The 18,910-nt window shown below is 67.9% G+C and carries 13 protein-coding genes; 4 read left to right on the forward strand and 9 right to left on the reverse strand.

All coding sequences use genetic code 11. The features are described 5' to 3' along the window. Positions 1-131 precede the first annotated feature (131 nt). Both B1759_RS01730 and B1759_RS01735 read right to left on the reverse strand, forming a co-directional pair. On the reverse strand, positions 132-491 hold the full coding sequence (locus B1759_RS01730; protein ID WP_095513303.1) for a nuclear transport factor 2 family protein: 360 nt from the start codon (positions 489-491) through the stop codon (positions 132-134). Between the two features lie 158 nt (positions 492-649). After that, a complete protein-coding gene (locus B1759_RS01735; RefSeq protein WP_158225064.1) occupies positions 650-1,114 on the reverse strand; it encodes a YbjN domain-containing protein in 465 nt (154 codons plus the stop codon). Positions 1,115-1,357: 243 nt separating this feature from the next. Between B1759_RS01735 and B1759_RS01740 the strand changes: the two genes are divergently transcribed. The 4 genes from B1759_RS01740 to B1759_RS01755 all read left to right on the forward strand — a co-directional run bounded on the left by B1759_RS01740 (position 1,358) and on the right by B1759_RS01755 (position 6,143). Continuing rightward, a complete protein-coding gene (locus tag B1759_RS01740; RefSeq protein ID WP_095513305.1) occupies positions 1,358-1,828 on the forward strand; it encodes a GNAT family N-acetyltransferase in 471 nt (156 codons plus the stop codon). A gap of 120 nt (positions 1,829-1,948) precedes the next feature. Continuing rightward, positions 1,949-3,493, forward strand: a complete 1,545-nt coding sequence (locus B1759_RS01745) for a hydroxymethylglutaryl-CoA reductase (protein ID WP_095513306.1) — start codon at positions 1,949-1,951, stop codon at positions 3,491-3,493. 54 nt (positions 3,494-3,547) lie between these two features. After that, positions 3,548-5,659 carry an AarF/ABC1/UbiB kinase family protein gene (locus B1759_RS01750; RefSeq protein ID WP_095513307.1) on the forward strand — a complete coding sequence of 704 codons (2,112 nt, stop codon included), beginning with the start codon at positions 3,548-3,550 and terminating at the stop codon, positions 5,657-5,659. A 58-nt stretch (positions 5,660-5,717) separates the two neighbouring features. After that, a complete protein-coding gene (locus B1759_RS01755) occupies positions 5,718-6,143 on the forward strand; it encodes a DUF3224 domain-containing protein (protein WP_158225065.1) in 426 nt (141 codons plus the stop codon). Here the strand turns inward: B1759_RS01755 and B1759_RS01760 are convergent. The 7 genes from B1759_RS01760 to rplK form a co-directional block, all read right to left on the reverse strand. Beyond that, positions 6,140-7,669, reverse strand: a complete 1,530-nt coding sequence (locus B1759_RS01760) for an aryl-sulfate sulfotransferase (protein WP_158225066.1) — start codon at positions 7,667-7,669, stop codon at positions 6,140-6,142. The genes B1759_RS01755 and B1759_RS01760 overlap by 4 nt on opposite strands. Before the next feature lie 136 nt (positions 7,670-7,805). Further along, a complete protein-coding gene (gene rpoC / locus B1759_RS01765; RefSeq protein WP_095513310.1) occupies positions 7,806-12,176 on the reverse strand; it encodes a DNA-directed RNA polymerase subunit beta' in 4,371 nt (1,456 codons plus the stop codon). 88 nt (positions 12,177-12,264) lie between these two features. Next, positions 12,265-16,128, reverse strand: coding sequence for a DNA-directed RNA polymerase subunit beta (rpoB, locus tag B1759_RS01770; protein ID WP_095513311.1), 3,864 nt, complete (start codon positions 16,126-16,128; stop codon positions 12,265-12,267). A gap of 324 nt (positions 16,129-16,452) precedes the next feature. Continuing rightward, positions 16,453-16,827: a 50S ribosomal protein L7/L12 gene (gene rplL / locus B1759_RS01775; protein ID WP_095513312.1), complete on the reverse strand. Its 375-nt coding sequence runs from the start codon at positions 16,825-16,827 to the stop codon at positions 16,453-16,455. A 127-nt stretch (positions 16,828-16,954) separates the two neighbouring features. After that, complete coding sequence (gene rplJ / locus B1759_RS01780; protein ID WP_095513313.1) at positions 16,955-17,485, reverse strand: 50S ribosomal protein L10; 531 nt, start codon at positions 17,483-17,485, stop codon at positions 16,955-16,957. Between the two features lie 91 nt (positions 17,486-17,576). Further along, positions 17,577-18,299, reverse strand: a complete 723-nt coding sequence (gene rplA, locus B1759_RS01785; protein WP_095513314.1) for a 50S ribosomal protein L1 — start codon at positions 18,297-18,299, stop codon at positions 17,577-17,579. 104 nt (positions 18,300-18,403) lie between these two features. After that, positions 18,404-18,844 carry a 50S ribosomal protein L11 gene (gene rplK, locus B1759_RS01790; RefSeq protein ID WP_095513315.1) on the reverse strand — a complete coding sequence of 147 codons (441 nt, stop codon included), beginning with the start codon at positions 18,842-18,844 and terminating at the stop codon, positions 18,404-18,406. Positions 18,845-18,910 lie beyond the last annotated feature (66 nt).

An 18,910-nucleotide genomic window follows, 5' to 3' on the forward strand; every position in this document is an offset into this window, starting at 1 on the left:
GGAAGACGACATCTCCGCCCCGACCGGCTCATTGGCCCGCACGATTTCTGCGCCTGGCTCCACACGAAACCGCCCGCCTCGGCACAGCGGCCGAGGCGGGCGGAGCGGGACGAAGGTCCGGCCGCGAAGCGCTACGCGATCTTGTAGAAGCGCTCCTCGACGATCTTGCCGTCCTTCCACGTCTGGACCGCGACCTGGTCGTAGGTCTGCGAGCCGTAGTCCGCGTGGGTGAAGTCGAAGAACCACTCGACGAGCGCCTTGCCAGCCTCTTCGTCGATGCCGACAGCCTTGACTTCGGCGCCGCGGAACTCGGTGAGGCCGTTCACGAAGGCCTCCTCATAGGCACGGTTGACGTCCTTGCCTTCACGGGGCGGCATGCCCTGGTCGATCATGACGACATCGTCGGCGTAGTAGTCCTCGAAGGCGCCGAGGATGTCGCCCTGGAGGATGCGGGCGTTGAGGTCGGCGACGGATTCCTGGAGCGTAGGCATGGGAACAGGGGGATGGTTGAAGGGATGCCGACCGGGTCGGCGTCCCATTTATTTGTTTGAACGACCATTGTTCCCACAGGGATCTCGCGGATCGCGGTCGGTCCAGCTTCTGCCCCGCTCGTGGAGGGCCTGCCGGACCGGTCCCTACTCTCCTCCGCTCATCGGCCGATGTGGTCCCGGAACCGCCCGACGGCCAGGTTCCACAACTCCAGCGTATCGAGGAAGAGCGCCCGGCTGATGCCGCCTTCGTCCAGGTTCAGATCCCACTGCAGGTGGGCGTTCCCATTCACATCGGAGTACGCCGAGCCGAACCGCCAGCTGCGGTTCCATTCGTTGGCGGTGGCGAGGGGCAGCTTGTCGCTGACCTCGAACCCGGCGTGGAACTGCACAGACGAGCAGTTCCGGTTGTTCTCACAGCCGTAGAAGTAGATCGCCCAGTTGGTCCCCTCCGAGGCGCTTCGAACCAGCGGGTCGCCCGAACTGTCGGCGTCGAGTTCCCCGCGGTACCCCGCCGACTGGAGCGCATCGACCAGGCTGCGAGGGTTGGAGGCCGTCACGCTTTGCGCCTGAACGGCGAGCGAACTGGCGGCAAGGAAGAGCGTCGAGAGGTAGCGAAAGCACATGCCGAAGGAGGAAAGCGAGTGAGCACGAAACATGTCGTATGGAACCGACAGCCCGAGAATTGTACGGGGCACGAGGTTCAGGATCAACCCGGACCCCGGTGCCGGTACGGGCCTCGACTGCAGAACCGGACGTGCATCGCCTCCCACCTCCGGGTCGAGCCGTGCGCCAGGGCACGATCGGTCCGGTAGTTTGCTGTCCGTCCTCGCGCTGCCCGGCACCCCCCCCTCCTCTACCAGTACGAGATGCCCACCGTCCGCCGCGTCCCCGCTGCCGTCGTCCGCCCCCTGCGAACGGCGATCCTCCGTCCCACCTGGACCGACCGGCTGGCGACGTACGACCAGGACGAGACCGTCGCCGTCCACGTCGCTGCGTACCTCGACGGCGACGACGCGGTGCACGGCGTCGGCACGATCTACGCCGAGGCGCCGCCGGACGACAACCGCGACGCCATCCCCGAGACGGCTTACGCCGACGGTGCGAGCTGGCGCCTCCGCGGCATGGCGACCTCGGAGGCCGCGCGCGGCGCCGGGCTGGGGCGGCTCGTGCTGGAAGAGTGCTTCGCCGTAGTGCGCGAGCGCAGCGGGTCGGTGCTGTGGTGCAACGCCCGGCTCGTGGCCGTCCCCTTCTATGCCCGCCTCGGCATGGCCGCCGTCGGCCCCGAGTTCGACATCCCCGGCATCGGGCCGCACTACGTGATGTGGCGGGAGGTGTAAGCGAACGCAGGACCGGACGCCGACGGAGCATCCCACCGCGCGGCTGTGGTCCCGCCCCCCGGCTGTGAACCCCGGAACCGCTTTCGAGTTACGTTCACCTCCCCTCCTTCCCCGCCCCCGATGAAGATCCCCTCGCTCGTCCTCCGCCAGCTCTACACCAACGGGAGCCTCACGCCGACGGGCGACGGCGTCGCGTTCAGCCTCAAGAACCGGCTCACGGATGCCAAGCTGACCCAACTCGCCAGCGTCACGGTGGATGGGAGGACGGTCGGCGCCGAGCAACTGACGCTCACGTTGGACGACGGCAGCACGCGGCCAGCGACCAGCATTTCGGCGGCCAACCCCGTGGACTTCCCGCTGCGCAAGATCGTGACCATCCACGTGCCCGGCGTCACGGCCGACGAGGGGGTCCACGAGTTGAAGCTGGCGTTCTCGATCGAAGGCATGGGCAGCCTGTCGTTCAAGGTCAAGGACTCGGTCGCCCCGGCACGGCCCGACCGCGTGACGGTCCCCCGCGACCGCACCGACGACTTCTCCGAGGCCGCCATCCGGGAGCGGCAGGCGTTCGTGGAGGAGTACACCGGAAAGGCGTTCGAGCACGTCAAGCACTACTCGTTCGACCCGCACATCACGGGCGGCAACATCGAGAGCTTCATCGGCGTGGCCCAGGTGCCGATCGGGGTGGCGGGGCCGCTGATGGTCAACGGCGAGCACGCCCAGGGCGAGTTCCTCATTCCGATGGCGACCGCCGAGGGCACGCTGGTCGCGAGCTACAACCGCGGGATGAAGGTGCTCAACCTGTCCGGCGGCGTGAAGTGCACCATCTCCGACGACGCCATGCAGCGGGCGCCGGTGTTCATCTTCGAGGATGCCCGCGGCGCGCGCGACTTCAAGGTGTGGCTCGCCGAGCACTTCGACGAGATCGCCGCCCAGGCCGAGTCCACGACCAGCGTCGGCAAGCTCAAGGAGATCGACACGTACCTCTCGAACCACTTCGCCTTCAGCCGCTTCAACTTCTCGACCGGCGACGCGGCGGGCCAGAACATGGTCGGCCGGGCCACCTTCGCGGCGTGCTCCTGGATTCTGGAGAACAACGACACCATCCGCCGCTTCTACCTCGAGTCGAACTTCGCGACCGATAAGAAGGCGTCGATGGTCAACATCATGAAGACCCGCGGCAAGCGCGTCACGGCCGAGTGCAAGATCTCCGGTGACGTGCTCCGCGAGGTGATGCGCGTCGAGCCCGCGGGGCTGGCCTACCACTGGGGCGTCGCCGCGGGCATCGGCTCGGTGCTGTCGGGCGCCAACAACAACGGCCTGCACTCGCCGAACGGCATCACGGCGATGTTCATCGCGACCGGCCAGGACGTGGCGAACGTGTCCGAGTCGTCCGCGGCGATCCTCTATGCCGAGCACACCGACGACGACGACCTCTACCTCTCGATCACGATCCCGAGCCTGATCGTGGCGACGTACGGCGGTGGCACCGGCCTCGCCACCCAGCGCGAGTGTCTGGAGATGCTCGGCTGCTACGGCAAGGGCGGCGTCCACAAGCTGGCCGAGATCATCGCGGGCGTCGTGCTCGCGGGCGAGGTCTCGCTCGCCTCGGCGATCTCGTCGAACGACTGGGTGTCGAGCCACGAGAAGTTCGGGCGCAACCGGTAGCGGACCGGAGGAGCCGGGCGCGAACCGACCGCCCACGCTCCACGTCCAACGCCCATGTCTGCACCCGACCGCGACCCCGACGCCGAGCCCGTCCCCGTATCGGAGGCGGCGCCAGGCCTGCATCCGCCCAACGCGGCGGCTGACGGCCCGACGCCTGCGGCGACCTTCGAAGGCGACGGGGCGGACGGCGACGCCCTCCCCCACCGAGATACGCCCTCCATCACCGAGGCGGAGCAGGAGGTCGCGGACGAGGGCGACGCCCGTCCGGCAGGTCCGACCGGCGACAGCCCCGAGGCGACGCTCCACGCGGAGGCGGCCCCCGGCCCGGTCCGCGCCAACCCGACCCGCCCGCCCGCCCCGGGGCCTTCGCGGGCCGTGTCGTTCCCTCGGCCCGAGAGCGAGCAGGCCGTCGCGGCCGACCTCCGGCGGCTGGCCCGCCTGCGCCGGAGATCCGGCACCGGCGACGTGCCCGCCCTCGACGAGGGCACCGAGGTTGCCCGGCGCGCAGGGTTCGAGGTCATGGACGTCGGCGAGCCGCCGTCGCTGGCGCGGCGCTACTTCACGACGCTCCGCAACGCCACCGGTCTCGTGTACGGCAGCGCCGTGGCGGTGGCGCGAGACCGCGACCAGTTCCCGATGGTGAAGGGCTTCGCGCTCTTCCTGATCAAGCTGGCCGCGTTCTTCGTCCGTCCACTGGTCCGCCGCGACCTGCGGGACCTGCCCATCGAGCAGCAGCTCCGGCGCCGGCTGGAGATCCTCGGGCCGACGTACATCAAGCTCGGGCAGGTGCTGGCCCTCCGCGAGGACCTGCTGCCGCCGTTCATCACGGAGGAGCTCAAGAACCTGCTCGACCGGCTCCCGGTGATGCCGTTTCCGGAGTACCTCGACCGCATCGCGAAGGGCCTGGGGCGCCCGGTCGACGAGATGTTCTCCTTCATCGACCCGAAGCCCCTCGGCAGCGCCTCCATCGGCCAGATCCACGCTGCGACGACTGTCGAGGGCGACGACGTAATCCTGAAGGTCGTCAAGCCGCACATCTACGTCATCCTGAAGCGGGACGCGCGGCTGCTGGGCTTCTTCGGCTCCTTCCTGCAGATCTTCTTCAGCCGCTACCAGCCCAAGAAGGTGCTGGACGAGTTCGCCGAGTACACCCTCCGAGAGGTCGACCTCCGACGCGAGGCGGACAACCTGGAGCAGATGGCGCTCAACTTCGCCGACCAGCCGGACATCCTCTTCCCGCAGGTCTACCGCCAGTACTCGTCGAGGCTGGTGCTCACGATGGGACGCTTCCGGGGCATCCGGCCGGACACGCCCGCGAGCACGGCGCTCCCCCTGGACGCCCGCGAGCGGCTCGTGGACCTGGGCGCGCTCGCCATCATCCGGATGCTCTACCAGGACGGCTTCTTCCACGCCGACCTGCACCCGGGCAACATGTTCGTGCTCGACACGGAGCCCGATAAGAATGGCGAGATCCACCCCAAGGTCGGCTTCATCGACCTCGGCATGGTGGGCTACTTCGACGGCGACCTTCGGCGGACGCTCCTCTACTACTTCTTCTCGCTCGTCACCGGCGACGCCGAGAACGCAGCCCGCTACCTCGCCTCGGTGTCCGAGGCGGGCAAGAAGGCGGACCCGCGCGGCTTCCAGCGTGCCGTGGCGGAGCTCTGCCGCCGCTTCTACCGCGCGCAACGTCACGGCGACGTCAACGTCGGCCAGTTGATCATGGAGTCGGTCGGGCTGGCGGGCCAATACCGGATGTACTTCCCGGTCGAGATGGTGCTGATGACGAAGGCGCTGGTCACGTTCGAGGGCGTCGGCCAGACGCTCCTGCCAGGGTTCGACGTGGCGGAGGTGAGCCGCAAGCACGTCAACAAGCTCTTTATGAGCCAGTTCAACCCGATCGCGCTGCTCAAGGAGAGCTTCCGCGGCGCGCCGGAGTTGGTGGACCTGATCGTGAAGAGCCCGACGCTGATGGCTGAAGGCATCCGGTTTATCGAGTCGCGCATCCGGAGCACGGACCCGTCGCCCCTGTCGGGTCTGCGGACGGGCCTCCTCTCGGGTGCGTCCCTGGTGGCGGGCACCATCGCGGCCACGACGGGTGGCCCGTGGTTCCTGTGGGGTCCGTTGTTCGCCCTGGCTGCGGGGTTCGCGCTCAAACGGAGCTGACGACGCGGGAATGTCCCCCAAGAGGGGGTATGCTGGAGACTCCCTCTCCCCCTTCCCGATGATCGCCACCGCCCGCTTCGACGTCACCTCCTGGGAGCCGACGGTCTACGACCAGCCCGAGGACGGTCCGGCGCTGACCCGCGTCACGCTCACCAAGACGTTCGAGGGCGACCTGACCGGTGAGAGCGTCGGCGAGGGGCTGTTCTGCGGCCTTCAGACCCCGGCCGACGGCGCGGGATACATGGTGTCGGAGCGCGTGACCGGCCGCCTCGGTGGACGCGCCGGTACCTTCGTGATGCAGCATGGGGGACTCGCCGCGCCCGAGGCAGAGCCCCAGTCCTTCGGCAGCATCGTTCCCGGCTCTGGCACCGGCGCGTTGGCTGGCCTCCGCGGCACCGTCGTCTTCGGCGCCGACCACACGATCACGCTGGAGTTCGAGATGCCCGACGACCCGACAGATGCAGGATCGAGCCTGGCGACCTAGAGATCCGGGTACAGCGGCAACCGCTCGACGCGGTGGAACGTGATCCCGAAGGGCACCTGCGGAGCCCGAACGGTCGCCTCGAAGCGAACCGCCCGCGTTGCCCGGTCCACCTCGACGATGCGCCCGACCGGCCCGACCGGCGAGGCGACGGCCCCGGGCGCGAAGAGAATCGTTCCGGCCTCCGGGTGCTCGTCCACGTCCGAGACGATACGAGAAAACGTCTCTGCACCGCGTTCGCGCCCGTACTCCCAGACCTGCTGGATCGTCCGCGCCTCCGCGTCGATGCGGTAGACGACGGCGCGGCTGTAGGTCCCCGGGAACTGGTACCCCCGGTTGTCGCCGTTGTCGAAGAGCGCGACGGACCCATCCGCGAGGATGGCGGGCGCGTGCTGGTACCACGACCACTCGAACTCCGGGTGAGGGACCGCGCCATCGAGGACGGCGGCGTCCGTGATGGGCACCCCGGCGGCGTCGAGCGGCTGGAGGAGCTTGGCCGCCAGATCCGACCGCCACTCGCGGTGTGGCGCAAGGATCCAGACCACCTGGTTGGCGCGCGTGAGCTTGACAAGGCCCTGCGTGCGACCGGAGACCAGGATGGTGTCGTCGGTCGGGTCGTAGGCGAGCGCGTTGCCGTGGAACCAGTCGACATCGAGGTCGGCGAGGTCGGTCGGCCACGCGCGTCGCGTCGGGTCGAGCGACTGGCGCAGGTCCCAGACGGTCTCGACGGCGCCGATGGCACGGTCGATCTGGATGACGTGATCCTCGACCGTCGTCGTCCCCTGCCGGTTCACGGTGACGAGGAAGTCCCCGGACGGCAATTCCAGAACGTTGTGGTGGAACGTGAAGCCGGGCATCCCCCAGGACCGAAGTACCCGGCCAGCCATGTCCACCTCGTAGATCCGGTCCGTGTTGCCATCCCCGAAGTAGAGGTTGCCATTCGCGAGCCGCTCCACCCCGTTGTCGAAGAAGAGCCCTCCCAACGTGGCGTCGCCCGAGAAGTCCAGTGCCCAGCGGATAGCGCCCGTCACGTCGAAGGCGAAGGCCCGCTGCGGGGTCGCGCTTCCCGCATGCCCGAAGTAGCTCACAAGGGTCAGCCCCGGCTGGAGGGTCCCCGAGGGCGCCACATCGATGGTGACCTCCGGGAAGTCAGCCGGGAGGGCGGGCGCGACCACTGAGAGGTCTCGCGTGCCCAGCGAGGCGCCATCGGCGCCGAACAGCTCCAGCGTCACCGCAGTCGCCTCTCCGGGGTAGAGGCCGAGAATCGGAAGGGTGTGCCCACGCTCGACAGTGCCGAACCGGTGCCGGATCTCGGTGCCCGCGCCGCCCTTCCCCTCGACGGTCACCTCGACCGACACGGGGCGGCTCGTCGAGAGCAGCGCCTCGGCCGTCAGCGGCGCCCGGCCGCTTGGGTCGACGGACACAGAAAGCGACGTGATCAGCTCCTCCTCCATCGGGAGGGTTGGGGCAGCGCCGTCGCAGCCGCCGAGGAGCACGAGGAGCGCGATAAAAGGGGGTCTGAGATGCACCAGCAGCGAGGGGTGGGGCTCGCTACGATACGATGACCCCGCACCCACCTCGGGGCGGTGACCGAGGGGGACCGACATGGCGACGCCCCGGCCGCGCGAAGCAGCCGGGGCGTCCGGTCGTCAGAGCCGTCGGGGACTAACCCAGGCGGCGGTTGATCTCGGCGAGCGTCTCGTCGTCCGCGCCGCTCGGCGAGGCGGGCTCCCCGAGCAGGTCGCCGTCGCCGGTCGCAAGCCCGCGGTCGAGCGCGTCCTGCGTGGCCTGGAGGGCTTCGAGCTCCTGACGGCTGCCGACGACGATGTCGCGGTAGTCGCGGAGGCCAGTGCCGGCCGGGACGAGGTGACCGATGATGACGTTCTCCTTGAGACCCAGCAGGTCGTCCTGGCGAGCCGCGATGGCCGCCTCGGTGAGCACCTTGGTGGTCTCCTGGAAGGAGGCCGCCGAGATGAACGAGTCCGTGCGGAGCGCGGCCTGCGTGATGCCGAGGAGGACGGGCTCGGCGACGGCGAGCTCCGCGTCGCGGACCTCGATCTCCGGCTTGTCCTCCCGCTTGAGCGTCGAGTTGGCGTCGCGCAGCTGGCGCCGCGAGATCGACTGCCCGATGCGCAAGTCCGACTCGCTGGCGTCGACCACCACGAAGCTGTCGTAGAGCTCGTCGTTGGTCCGCTCCAGCTGGAGCCGGTCCACGAGGTCCCCCTCCAGGAACGGCGTGTCGCCGGGGTCGGAGATGCGAACCTTCTGCATCATCTGGCGGACGACCACCTCGATGTGCTTGTCATTGATGCCGACGCCCTGGAGGCGGTACACCTCCTGGACCTCGTTGACGAGGTACTCCTGGACGGCCGTGGGCCCGAGGATCGCGAGGATGTCCTGCGGCGAGATCTGACCGTCGGAGAGCGCCTCGCCCGCACGGACGAAGTCGTTCTCGTGGACCAGCAGGTGCTTGCCAAGGCTCACCAGGTAGGTCTTCTCGGTGGCGCCGTCGCGCGAGGTCACGATCACCTCCTGCGAGCCGCGCTTGCGACCGCCGAAGCTGACCACGCCGTCGATCTCCGTCACGACCGCCGGGTCGGACGGCTGACGGGCCTCGAACAGCTCGATGACGCGCGGCAGACCACCCGTGATGTCGCGGGTACCGGCCGACTGACGCGGGAGCTTGGCGAGCACCGAGCCCGCCTTGATGACGTCACCGGCCGTGACCTGGAGACGCGCCCGGACGGGCATCGTGTATTCGCGACCGCCGTCGCCCTCGACCACGAGGGCCGGGGTCAGCGTCCGCTCGCGCGACTCGGTGATCACCTTCTCGCGGAAGCCCGTCTGCTCGTCCGACTCCTCGCGGTAGGTCGTCCCTTCGATGATGTCCTGGAAGCGAACCGTACCCGCGGTCTCGGCCACGATGACCGAGTTGTACGGGTCCCACGTCGCGATCACGTCACCCTTCTCGACCGACTGGCCTTCGGAGACCGCCACGTCGGCGCCGTAGGGGATCGTGTAAGCGATGCGCTGCTTGCCGTCCGCGTCGAGGATCTTGACCTCGCCCGAGCGCCCGAGGGCGATCGTGCGCGAGACATCGCCGGAGTCGTCGGTAACGGTCCGGAGGTTCTCGAAGGCGACGGTGCCCGCGAACTTCGCCTCGATGGTCGACTCGGCCGCGATGCGGGAGGCCGTGCCACCGATGTGGAAGGTGCGGAGCGTCAGCTGCGTGCCGGGCTCACCGATGGACTGGGCGGCGATGACGCCGACCGCCTCGCCCGTCTGGACGAGACGCCCGTTGGCGAGGTCGCGGCCGTAGCACAGCGCGCACACGCCGCGCTTGGCCTCACAGGCCAGCACCGAGCGGATCTCGACCGTCTCGATGGCGGTCGCGGCGATCTGGTCGGCCAGTTCGTCCGTGATGAGGTCGTCCCGGCGGAGGATCGTCTCGCTCGACTCAGGGTCGCGCACGTCGTGGACCGACACGCGGCCGACGATGCGGTCGCGGAGCGACTCGACGATGTCCTCGTTGTCCTTGAGCGCCTCCATGCGCACGCCGCGGAGCGTGCCACAGTCGTGCTCTTGGATCGACACGTCCTGCGACACGTCGACCAGGCGGCGCGTCAGGTAGCCGGCGTCGGCCGTCTTGAGGGCCGTGTCGGCAAGGCCCTTGCGGGCACCGTGCGTCGAGATGAAGTACTCGGCGACCGAGAGACCCTCCTTGAAGTTGGACTTGATCGGGTTCTCGATGATCGAGCCCGCCGAGCCCGCGGCCGACTTCTGGGGCTTGGCCATGAGGCCACGCATGCCGCCGAGCTGACGGATCTGCTCGCGGGAGCCACGCGCGCCCGAGTCGGCCATCATGTAGATGGCGTTGAAGCCCTCCTGGTCGTTCTGGAGGGACGTGTAGAGCACGTCCGAGACCTCGTTGTTCGTCGAGGTCCAGACGTCGATCACCTGGTTGTACCGCTCCGCCTCGGTGATGAAGCCCATCTCGTAGTTCGAGCGGATGTCATCGACGCGCGAGTCGGCGTCCTGGATCAGCTTCTCCTTGGCGTCCGGCACCACGATGTCGGAGAGCGAGAAGCTCAGGCCGCCGAGCATGGCCTGCCCGAAGCCGAGGTCCTTGACCTCATCGAGGAAGGCCGCCGTGCGGGGGAAGTCGGTCGCCTTGAAGACGCCCGCGATGATGCCACGGAGGTTCTTCTTGGTCAGGACCTGGTCGATGTAGCCGACGCCAGCGGGCACGATGTCGTTGAAGAGCGCACGGCCGACGGCGGTGTCGATGAACTCGCCCGCCTGATGCTTGCCGTCGAACGTCGGCTCCGCGAGGCGGAGCTTGATCCGGGCGTGCAGCGAGACCACGTCCTGGTCGAAGGCCTGCCGGACCTCGCGGGTGGACGAGAACGTCATGCCCTCGCCCTTCTCGCCGGCCCGGTCCTTCGTCATGTAGTACATGCCCAGGACCATGTCCTGCGACGGCACCGCAACCGGCCCACCGTGCGCCGGCGACATGATGTTGTGCGACGCGAGCATGAGGATGCTCGCCTCCAGCACCGCCGCGTGCGACAGCGGCACGTGGACGGCCATCTGGTCGCCGTCGAAGTCGGCGTTGAAGGCCGTTGTCACGAGCGGGTGCAAGCGGATCGCCTTGCCCTCGATGAGGACCGGCTGGAACGCCTGGATGCCAAGTCGGTGCAGCGTCGGCGCGCGGTTCAGCATCACCGGGTGGCCGTCGATGACCTTCTCCAGGATGTCGAACACGTCGGCCGTCCGCCGGTCGACCACCTTCTTGGCGGACTTGACCGTCTTGACGATGCCGCGCTCGATGAGCTTGCGGATGATGAACGGCTTGAACAGCTCGACCGCCATCTGCTTGGGCAGACCGCACTCGTGCAGCTTCAGCTCCGGGCCGACGACGATGACCGAACGGCCGGAGTAGTCGACGCGCTTGCCAAGCAGGTTCTGACGGAACCGACCCTGCTTGCCCTTGAGCATGTCGCTCAGGGACTTCAGCGCGCGGTTCGAGTCCGAACGAACGGCGTTGGCCTTGCGGGAGTTGTCGAACAGCGAGTCGACGGCCTCCTGCAGCATCCGCTTCTCGTTGCGCAGGATCACCTCCGGGGCCTTGATGTCGATCAGGCGCTTGAGGCGGTTGTTGCGGATGATGACGCGCCGGTAGAGGTCGTTCAGGTCCGACGTTGCGAACCGGCCGCCCTCGAGCGGAACCAGCGGACGCAACTCCGGCGGGATCACCGGGATGACCTTCATCACCATCCACTCCGGCTTGTTCTCCATCCGGGCGTTGGCCGCGCGGAAGGCCTCCACGATGCCGAGTCGCTTGAGGGCCTCGGCCTTACGGGCCTGGGAGGTCTCGGTGCGGGCCTGGAAGCGGAGCTCGGTGGCGAGCATGTCCGGGTCCATCCGCTTGAGCAGCTCCTCGACGGCCTCGCCGCCGATCATCGCCACGAACTTCTCCGGGTCGTCGTCGGCCAGGCGGTTGTTGTCCTCGCGGATCTGGTAGAGCACGTCGAAGTACTCGTTCTCCGTCAGGAGCGTGCCCTTCTCGATGCCGAGGTTGACGGCCCCGCCCGGGTTCACCACGACGTACGCCTCGTAGTAGATCACCCGGTCAAGGTCCTTGGACCGCATCCCGAGGAGCGCGCCGATCTTGTTCGGCAGGCTCTTGAAGTACCAGATGTGGACGACCGGCACGGACAGGGTGATGTGCCCGAACCGCTCACGACGCACCGACTTCTGGGTCACCTCGACGCCACAGCGGTCGCAGATGATGCCCTTGTAGCGGATGCGCTTGTACTTGCCGCAGTGGCACTCCCAGTCCTTGACCGGGCCGAAGATCTTCTCGCAGAAGAGACCGTCCTTCTCCGGCTTGAAGCTCCGGTAGTTGATCGTCTCCGGCTTGAGCACCTCGCCGAACGAGCGCTCGAGGATCGTCTCGGGCGAGCTCAGGCTGACGGTGATCGAGCTGTAGTACTTCTTCTGGGCCGGCTGGGCCGGCTGGAGGCCGAATGCCATATCTATAGACTAGGGTAGTTGAGTGTGGGGGTGTCGGGCGCGATGCCGAGGCGGGGTGGCCCCCCTCGGCACGCGCGTCGGCAGGCCCCTAGTCGATTTTCACTTCGAGGCCGAGGCCCTGCATCTCGCGGAGCAGGACGTTGAACGACTCGGGCACGTTCGGCTCGGGGAGGTTGTCGCCCTTGACGATGGCCTCGTAGGCCTTCGAGCGGCCCTGCACGTCGTCGGACTTGACGGTCAGGAGCTCCCGGAGGACGTTCGAGGCGCCGTAGGCGTAGAGCGCCCACACCTCCATCTCGCCGAAGCGCTGGCCGCCGAACTGGGCCTTGCCGCCGAGCGGCTGCTGCGTGATGAGGCTGTAGGGCCCGATGGACCGGGCGTGGATCTTGTCGTCGACGAGGTGCGACAGCTTGAGCATGTAGATCTGCCCGACCGTCGTCTTCTGGTCGAAGGCCTTGCCGGTCTGGCCGTCGAAGAGCTGCACGCGGCCGTCCTCGGGGAGGCCCGCCTCGCGCAGCTTGGCGGCGATGTCGTCCATCGACGCACCGTCGAAGGCCGGCGTGGCGTAGGTCTCGCCGAGCTTGTCGCCCGCCCAGCCGAGGAGCGTCTCGAAGATCTGCCCCAGGTTCATGCGGGACGGGACGCCCAGCGGGTTGAGGCAGATGTCGACCGGCGTGCCGTCCTCGAGGAACGGCATGTCCTCCTCGGGCACGATCTTCGCGACCACGCCCTTGTTGCCGTGGCGGCCGGCCATCTTGTCGCCGACCTGCAGCTTGCGCTTCTTGGCCACGTAGACCTTGGCCAGTTGGACGATGCCCGGGGGCAGTTCGTCGCCCATCTGGATCCGGTACTCCTCCTGCTCGGCCGCGCCGGTCACCTCCTGGTGGCGACGCTGGTAGTTGGCGAGCAGCTTCCACGCCTGACGGTTGGTCTCGTCGTCGTTGGTGTAAGCCTGGCGGATCTTGAGATCCGCCGGCTCGATCTCCTTGAACGCGGTCTTGTTGAGCTTGCCGCCCTCCGAGACCACGACGGTGCCATCGCGGAGCTCGATGGCCGAGCCCGCCTTCTTGGCGCCGATGAGCTGGAAGAACCGCTCGTAGAACGACTGCTGCAGCGCCTCGACCTCGCGGCCGAGCTGGCGCTGGATCTCCTCCAGCCGCTTCTCCTCCGCCTTCTTGGTGATGGCGTCGGTCTTGCGGCGCGAGAAGAGCATCGTGTCGATCACGACGCCGTTCATGCCCGGCTTGGCCTTCAGCGACGCGTCCTTCACGTCACCGGCCTTGTCGCCGAAGATGGCGCGGAGCAGCTTCTCCTCCGGCGTCGGGTCGGTCTCGCCCTTCGGCGTGATCTTGCCGACGATGATGTCGCCCGGGTTGATCTCGGCGCCGACGCGGACGATGCCGCGCTCGTCGAGGTCCTTGGTGGCCTCCTCGGAGACGTTCGGGATCTCACGGGTGAGCTCCTCCTCGCCGCGCTTCGTGTCGCGGACTTGGTGGTCGAACTCCTCGATGTGGACCGAGGTGAAGATGTCCTGCTTGACCACCTTCTCCGAGATGACGATGGCGTCCTCGAAGTTGTACCCCTTCCAGGGCATGAACGCCACGAGGACGTTCTTGCCGAGCGCCAGCTCGCCACGCTCCGTGGAGGCGCCGTCGGCCAGCAGGTCGCCCTTCTTCACCTTCATGCCGACCGCGACGCGGGGCTTCTGGGTGACGTTGGTGTCCTGGTTGGTCCGGCGGAACTTGATCAGCGAGTACGTGCGGACGGGCTCTTCGAACGCCGCGTCGGCGTCCTCGGGCGTCTCGTCGTAGCGGACGGTGATCTTGGTCGCGTCGACGTACTCGACCACGCCGTCGCCCTCGGCGACGAGGATAGCGCGGCTGTCACGGGCGATGCGGCCCTCTAGACCCGTGCCGACGTACGGCGCGGACGGCTGGAGAAGGGGCACGGCCTGGCGCTGCATGTTCGAGCCCATGAGCGCGCGGTTGGCGTCATCGTGCTCCAGGAACGGGATCAGGCTCGCCGCGGGCGAGATGATCTGGTTCGGCGCCACGTCCATGTAGTCGATCTGGTCCGCCGTCACCAGCGGCACGTCGCCGCCGATGCGGGCGCGGATCAGCTCGTTGGCGTAGGTGCCGTCCTCGTTGAGCGGCGCGTTGGCCTGCGCGATCGTGTAGCGGTCCTCGTCCTCGGCGGAGAGGTATTCGATCTGCTTGGTCACCTTGCCGTTCTTGACCTTCCGGTACGGCGTCTCGATGAAGCCGAACTGGTTCACGACGCCGTGGGTGCACAGCGACGAGATGAGGCCGATGTTCGGGCCTTCCGGCGTCTCGATCGGGCAGAGACGGCCGTAGTGCGTGTAGTGCACGTCGCGGACCTCGAAGCCGGCGCGCTCACGGGTCAGACCACCCGGCCCGAGCGCGGACATCCGACGCTTGTGCGTCAGCTCCGCGAGCGGGTTGGTCTGGTCCATGAACTGCGACAGCTGGTTCGTCCCGAAGAAGGTGTTGATCACCGACGAGACGGTCCGCGCGTTGACGAGGTCCTGGGGCGTGAATTTGTCCGCGTCGCGGAGGTTCATCCGCTCCTTGATCGTCCGCGCCATGCGGGCGAGGCCGAGCGAGAACTGGCTCTGGAGCTGCTCGCCGACGGTCCGCACGCGGCGGTTGCCGAGGTGGTCGATGTCGTCGACGTTCGACTTGCCGTTCTGGAGCTTGACCAGCTCGGTGATGATCGCGACGATGTCCTCCTTCGAGAGCGTCACCGACGTGTCCTCGCCGGACAGGCCGAGCCGCTTGTTCATGCGGTACCGGCCGACGGCGCCGAGGTCGTAGCGCTTGTCGGAGAAGAAGAGGCGGTCGAGGAGCGCACGGGCGGCGTCCACATCGGGCGCCTCGGCGCTGCGGAGCGTCTCGTAGAGGTGCTTGAGCGCCTCGTCCGACGAGTGCGTCGTGTCCTTCTTGATCGTGTTGAGGAGCGTCGACATGTCGAGCGACGTGTTGTCGTCCTCGTCCACCTCGCGGCGCACGATGACCGTCTCGACGTTGGCGTCCTTGAGGATGCCGTAGTCGTCCTCGGTGAGCTCATGCTCGGCCGGGAGGATGACCTCGCGCTCGGAAGTCTCCTGAAGCACCTCTCCGGTGTCCTCGTCGATCACCTCGTGCTTCACCTCCACGGTGACCGTGGCGGCCAGCACGCGGCCGACGAGCTTCGAGAACGCCTTCTTGGTCGTCACCTTCTCCTCGTCGGCGAGGTCGAACAGGTTGACGATCTCAGCGTCCGACGAGTAGCCCAGGCAGCGGAGCAGCGCCGTGACGGGCAGCTTCTTCTTCCGGTCGATGTACGCCCACATCACGTTCGCGACGTCGGTCGAGAACTCGATCCACGAGCCCCGGAAGGGGATCACGCGGGCGCTGTACAGGTCCGTCCCGTTGGGGTGGACCGACTGGGAGAAGAAGACGCCCGGGCTGCGGTGCAGCTGGCTGACGATGACGCGCTCGGCGCCGTTGACGACGAACGTCCCCTTCTCGGTCATGACCGGAAGGTTGCCGAGGTAGACGTCCTGCTGGATCGCCTCTTCGGGCTCGTCCTCGTCCTCGTCCTCCTTGGCGCTCAGGCGCAGCTTGGCCTTGAGCGGGAGGGCGAACGTCAGGCCCTGCGCGAGGCACTCCTCGATGGAGTGCTTGGGCGCCTCCAGCGTGAAGTGGAGGTACTCGAGCGTGTAGCGCTCGCGAGTGTCCGTGATCGGGAAGTGCTCCCGGAAAGTGGCTTCCAGCCCCTTCTTCTCGTCACGCTCCTCCGGGACCAGCTCCGCCTGGAGGAAGTCGTGGTAGGACTGGAGCTGGATCTGGAGGAAGTCCGGAAAGTCGAGGACCGGCGCGATGTCTGCGAAGGACTGGCGAGTGCTTTCGCCGCTGGGCGCCGGTCGCGCCGCGCTCTTGCTGTTGCTCAAGGCGTACCCCTGGGGTGTGATGACCGCTGATGCGAGAGGGCCCGGCCGCGGCTCACGGGGAGCCGCCGGGCGGCGCCGACCGATGACTCGGCCGACGCGGGCATCCAGGGCCCCGCACGTGGCGGGACCACCGGACTGAACCGGGCGGCGGAACTCAGTGTTCCGTTCGATTCGTGTGCGGGACCGAGGAGGCCTCGGCGCGCAGGTCGGCCCGTCCGAAAACGGATGGGGCCGGATGCCGCGAACGCCCGCCCTCCACACGGCAGTGCCGGGGAGAGCGGGCGAGACGCGACGACGCGGGCGACGCGAGCCGCCCGCGCGGACTTACTTGAGCTCGACCGAGGCGCCGGCGCCCTCGAGCTTGCCCTGGATCTCGGTCGCCTCGTCCTTCGAGACGCCCTCCTTGATCGGGGACGGCGCGTTGTCGACGAGCTCCTTGGCCTCCTTGAGGCCCAGGCCCGTGATGCCGCGGACCTCCTTGATGACGGCGATCTTGTTGCCGCCGATGCCGGCGAGGATCACGTCGAACTCGGTCTGCTCCTCCGCCTCGGCGCCAGCGGCGGCGGCGGGGCCCGCCACGACGGCGGCGGCGGCGGCCGGCTCGATGCCGTACTCGTCCTTGAGGACCGTCAGCAGCTCGTTGGCCTCCTTGATGGTGAGGTTGACGAGGCTTTCGGCGATTGCGTTGATGTCTGCCATGGGTGTGGGGTGTTCCTGCGACGGTCTCGGCCCGGTCGGGCTGCGTCGCTGATTATGGATGAGGGTGTCCGTCCCGGCAGCGTGCCGAGGCGGGCGGAGTCAGCAGGGCCGGAACCGGCCCGAAGGCCTAGGCCTCCTCCTTCTCGGAGATCTGCTGGATGACGCTGGCGAGGCCAGAGCCCTGCGCGCCGAGGGCCGACGCGACGTTGGTGATGGGCGCCATGAGGAGGCCCAGGATGTCGCCGAGGAGCTCGTCCTTGCTCTTCAGCTTGGCCAGCTCGTCGAGCGAGCCGCCGCTGTAGATGGCGCCGTCGATGTAGGCGCCCTTGAAGCGGGGCACCTCGAGGTTGTTGTCCTCCAGGAACTTCTTGAGCACCTTGGCCGGGCCGGCCGGGTCGTTCGTGAACGCGACGGCCGTCGGGCCGTTGAGCTCGTCGAACAGCTCGTCGAAGCCCCCCCGCTTCTCCATCGCGCGACGGAGGAGGGTGTTCTTGAGGACCTTGTACTGGACGTCGGCCTCGCGGAAGGCGCGGCGGAGGCCCGTGGCCTGCTCGACCGTCAGGCCCTGGTAGTCGGTGAGGTAGACCGTGTTGGCACCATCGAGGGTCTCCTCGATGGCCCCGAGGGCCTCCTGCTTCTGCGCTTTAGTGAGCGGCATGTCGTGTGGCGTTGAACGTTGGAGAGTGGAAAGCTGAACGGCCATGCCGAAGGAATCCCTTCAGCGTCGCCCGTCCCACGATCCAACAGACCTAGCGGGCGGTGGAGATGACGGCGGCGCGGTCGACCGGGACGGCCGGACCCATCGTGGTCGAGAGCGTGACGCTCTTGACGTAGAGGCCCTTGGCCGCGGCGGGACGCAAACGGACGATCTCCTTCAGGAAGGCGTCCGCGTTGTCGCGGATCTGGTTCTGCGAGAAGGACACATTGCCGATGGACGTGTGGATGATGCCCGCCTTGTCGACGCGGAAGTCGATCCGGCCCGCCTTGACCGCCTCGACGGCGTCGGCGAGGTCGTTCGTGACCGTGCCCGACTTGGGGTTCGGCATCAGGCCACGGGGGCCGAGCACGCGGCCGAGACGGCCGACCTGCGGCATCACGTCCGGCGACGCGATCAGCACGTCGAAGTCGGTGAAGCCCTCGTTCTGGATCTTGTCGACGAAGTCGTCGAGGCCGACCATGTCGGCGCCCGCGTCACGGGCCTCGGCCTGCTTGCCCTCGTTGGTCAGGACCAGCACGCGGACGGTCTTGCCGGTGCCGTGCGGGAGCGCGACCGAGCCGCGGACCATCTGGTCGGCGTGGCGGGGGTCGACGCCGAGACGGACGTCGATATCGACGGACTCCTCGAACTTGGCGCCGCTGGTCTTCTTGACCAGCTCGGCGGCGGTGTCGAGCGAGAGCGCGCCTCCGGCCTCCTCGGTCGCCGCAGCGACGAGCTCGGCGGCCTGGCGGTAACGCTTGCCTTTCTTTGCCATGGGTTTCTTGGATGTGCGGTGCGAACGCCAGCGTCGGCTGGCTCCCGCTTGTGAGTTCAGCGCTCAGAGTCCGTCGGATCGACCTCCGAACCCCGAAGCCGTGACTAGTCGACGATCGGAGCGCCCGTGACCGTGAGGCCCATCGAGCGGGCCGTGCCCGCGATCATGCGGGCGGCGTTGTCGAGGTCGGTCGCGTTGAGGTCCTCGATCTTCTGCTGGGCGATGTCCCGGCACTGATCCCAGGTCACCTTGCCGACCTTCTCGCGGAGCGGGTCGCCGGCGCCCTTCTGGACCTTGGCCGCCATCTTCAGCAGCACGGCCGCCGGGGGGCTCTTGGTGACGAACGTGAAGCTCTTGTCGCCGTAGACCGTGATGACCACCGGGATCACGAGGCCCATCTTCTCCTGCGTCGCGGCGTTGAACGCCTTGCAGAACTCCATGATGTTGACGCCCTTCTGGCCGAGCGCCGGGCCGATCGGCGGCGCGGGCGATGCCTGCCCGGCCTTGATCTGCAGCTTGATGTAGCCGTCGATTTTCTTTGCCATATCGGGGTGCGGTGCAAACGCCGGGGTCTCCGGCTCCCGCGCAAGTGAGACTACGCCGGGGCGTAG

It is taken from the genome of Rubrivirga sp. SAORIC476, from assembly GCF_002283555.1.
Taxonomy (GTDB): domain Bacteria; phylum Bacteroidota; class Rhodothermia; order Rhodothermales; family Rubricoccaceae; genus Rubrivirga.

Excerpts from the sequence above, each read along its gene's own strand:
- rplK (WP_095513315.1), bottom strand. The coding sequence starts at position 18,844 with ATGGCAAAGAAAATCGACGGCTACATCAAGCTGCAGATCAAGGCCGGG.
- B1759_RS01750 (WP_095513307.1), top strand. The coding sequence starts at position 3,548 with ATGTCTGCACCCGACCGCGACCCCGACGCCGAGCCCGTCCCCGTATCG.
- B1759_RS01755 (WP_158225065.1), top strand. The coding sequence starts at position 5,718 with ATGATCGCCACCGCCCGCTTCGACGTCACCTCCTGGGAGCCGACGGTC.
- rpoC (WP_095513310.1), bottom strand. The coding sequence starts at position 12,176 with ATGGCATTCGGCCTCCAGCCGGCCCAGCCGGCCCAGAAGAAGTACTAC.
- B1759_RS01730 (WP_095513303.1), bottom strand. The coding sequence starts at position 491 with ATGCCTACGCTCCAGGAATCCGTCGCCGACCTCAACGCCCGCATCCTC.
- B1759_RS01735 (WP_158225064.1), bottom strand. The coding sequence starts at position 1,114 with ATGTGCTTTCGCTACCTCTCGACGCTCTTCCTTGCCGCCAGTTCGCTC.
- B1759_RS01740 (WP_095513305.1), top strand. The coding sequence starts at position 1,358 with ATGCCCACCGTCCGCCGCGTCCCCGCTGCCGTCGTCCGCCCCCTGCGA.
- rplL (WP_095513312.1), bottom strand. The coding sequence starts at position 16,827 with ATGGCAGACATCAACGCAATCGCCGAAAGCCTCGTCAACCTCACCATC.
- rplA (WP_095513314.1), bottom strand. The coding sequence starts at position 18,299 with ATGGCAAAGAAAGGCAAGCGTTACCGCCAGGCCGCCGAGCTCGTCGCT.
- rplJ (WP_095513313.1), bottom strand. The coding sequence starts at position 17,485 with ATGCCGCTCACTAAAGCGCAGAAGCAGGAGGCCCTCGGGGCCATCGAG.
- B1759_RS01745 (WP_095513306.1), top strand. The coding sequence starts at position 1,949 with ATGAAGATCCCCTCGCTCGTCCTCCGCCAGCTCTACACCAACGGGAGC.